Below are 2,121 nucleotides of genomic sequence, written 5' to 3'. Positions count from 1 at the left end.
TCGATAACGACAGTTTTGTAACTGGATTTTTGAGTAAAGAAGGCTGTACTTATACAATTGAAGAATATTGTAGTTCTGGTGATCATAATGATTCTATAGGTTATGGTGATTGTGGTATTGATTTTTATAGTATAGTAATTACAGAAACTTGCACGCCCAGCGGAGGAGGTGGTGCAGGAAGCTTGGGAGATTCTGGCGAACCAGTGGGTAATGATACTGAATCTACAAACACTGGGGATACAAATGGAGGCCAAACCAATAACGGTGGTAGTGGTGGTTCATCAAGCAATGGAGGCGTTACAACACCAACAACACCTTGTAGAGGTGATGATTGTCCAGAGGAATATAAACCAGGCCCTTGTGATAAAATAACAAAATTATTTCTAGATTATCCTAATTATAAACAAGCCCTTATTAATTTAGCGGGAACAGTAAACCAACAAGTTGAAAATGGAATATATATAGATAAAGCTAGCAGTACAATTAATACCATTCCGCAAGGAGTTGGAGGTATTATCAATTTTAACAACAATCCAGCTAACGCCTATATTACTTTTGCTCATACTCACGATGCCAGCGGAACGTACTCCATTTTTTCTTGGGATGATTTGGCTCTAATGGCTAGAGCAGTTGAGAATGGCAAAATAAAGACAAATAAGTTTGTCGCCTTTTTGATAACCGCTAAAGGTACTCGTTACGCTTTGACCATTGAGGATGCTTCGAAACTAACAAACTTTTTATATCAACCAAGTGGTTCACAAGGTACTCAAGTTGATGTCCCAAAGATGCTAAAAGTAAGTAGTGTATTTGATAAATTTTATGGAGATAATGCAGCTGTCATCAAAAACACAAATACAGATAATGATAAAGTACAAAAAGCATTTTTACAGATGTTAAGGGATAATGATGCTGGCGTTGAAATTTTTGAAGTTGATGCCACATTTGATAATTTTACCAAACTTAAACTTGAAACAAACAATACAGACGTAACTCCAATAAATTGTAATTAAAATAAATAAAATGAAAAATATATTAACAACATTAATAATTATTATCATTACCATAACTTCTTGCAAAGCCCAACAAATAGTTGATGCATCAACGTTTAATGATGGGAACAATGAAGCAAAATACTTTAAAGATTTGAACAATAACTTTGCACCTTTTCTCGGCACTTGGGAATGGCAAAATGGCAATCAAATATTTCGGGTTACCTTATGGAAAGAAGAACAAGTTGAGAACGAAAACGGAAATAGACCTTCTTTTTATTGGGACCAAATTAAGGGCCATTATGAGATGGTGCAACTCGGTCAATCAGGTCAACAATTAGAAACTGTCATTTATACTTCTCAAAAAAAGATAGGCCAGTCTACCTCTGATTGGTTTCCAGTTATAAGTGGGAGAGGTGTTGATGGAATGAATTTTGATGGAACAGTATACGACAATAGTGTAGTATACAATCCAAAATATATAACTGGTGTAAGAGGGATCTTAAAACTAGATATTATTCCAAGTACTATACCTTCGCAAATGGAATGGAAGGTGACATTACCACAAGGAATGTATGGAACTGACCAACCAACAGAATTTAATATTCCAACAGATATAATATTAACAAAACAATAAAAACTATACATAAAAAAAGACTATCAGAACCTAACTTATAATTTGCTTCTTGTTTGATATCTGCGGATTAAAAGCAGAATATTACACAAATAATTCTATTAGTTAACACTATTGAAATAATAAAGCTAAAAAAGCCATTACGCAAATAGTGGCTTTTTTTAATATTTAAAAGTGAGTTTTCACTCCAATTACGGTTTTTGCCGTAACGAAAAGTGCAAATAAGTTGTAGTTTTCGATGAATGGTACAAAAAGGTATTGTGAGATTGTTATTATTATTATTATTATATACTTGGTTTTTAATAGTTAAAATCACTAATTTTTAAAACCAACCAAACGATTGAAAAAAAGAAAATGTAAACAGTATTTACAACTAGTAATGTTGTTCTTCGGGGTTACATTTGTGTTATCTAGTTGCCAAAAAGAGGATGATTTTACACGGAGTTCACAAGCAGAAAATAGTCTAAGCCCAAAGTTTAAAATATCTAAGATTAATAA

The 2,121-nt window shown here is 33.0% G+C and carries 2 protein-coding genes; both read left to right on the top strand.

All coding sequences use genetic code 11. The features are described from left to right. On the top strand, positions 1 to 1,010 hold a 1,010-nt coding region (locus ES676_RS14820; RefSeq protein WP_215731662.1), incomplete at its 5' end, for a hypothetical protein. Between the two features lie 10 nt (positions 1,011 to 1,020). Further along, complete coding sequence (locus ES676_RS14515; protein WP_148371042.1) at positions 1,021 to 1,626, top strand: DUF6705 family protein; 606 nt, start codon at positions 1,021 to 1,023, stop codon at positions 1,624 to 1,626. Positions 1,627 to 2,121 lie beyond the last annotated feature (495 nt).

Origin of the sequence: Bizionia saleffrena (assembly GCF_008086175.1) — a bacterium.
GTDB classification, from domain to species: Bacteria; Bacteroidota; Bacteroidia; order Flavobacteriales; family Flavobacteriaceae; genus Bizionia; species Bizionia saleffrena.
The sequence above is the reverse complement of the archived record's forward strand: the minus strand, read 5'-3'. Positions and strand labels throughout refer to the sequence as shown.

Excerpts from the sequence above, each read along its gene's own strand:
- ES676_RS14515 (WP_148371042.1), top strand. The coding sequence starts at position 1,021 with ATGAAAAATATATTAACAACATTAATAATTATTATCATTACCATAACT.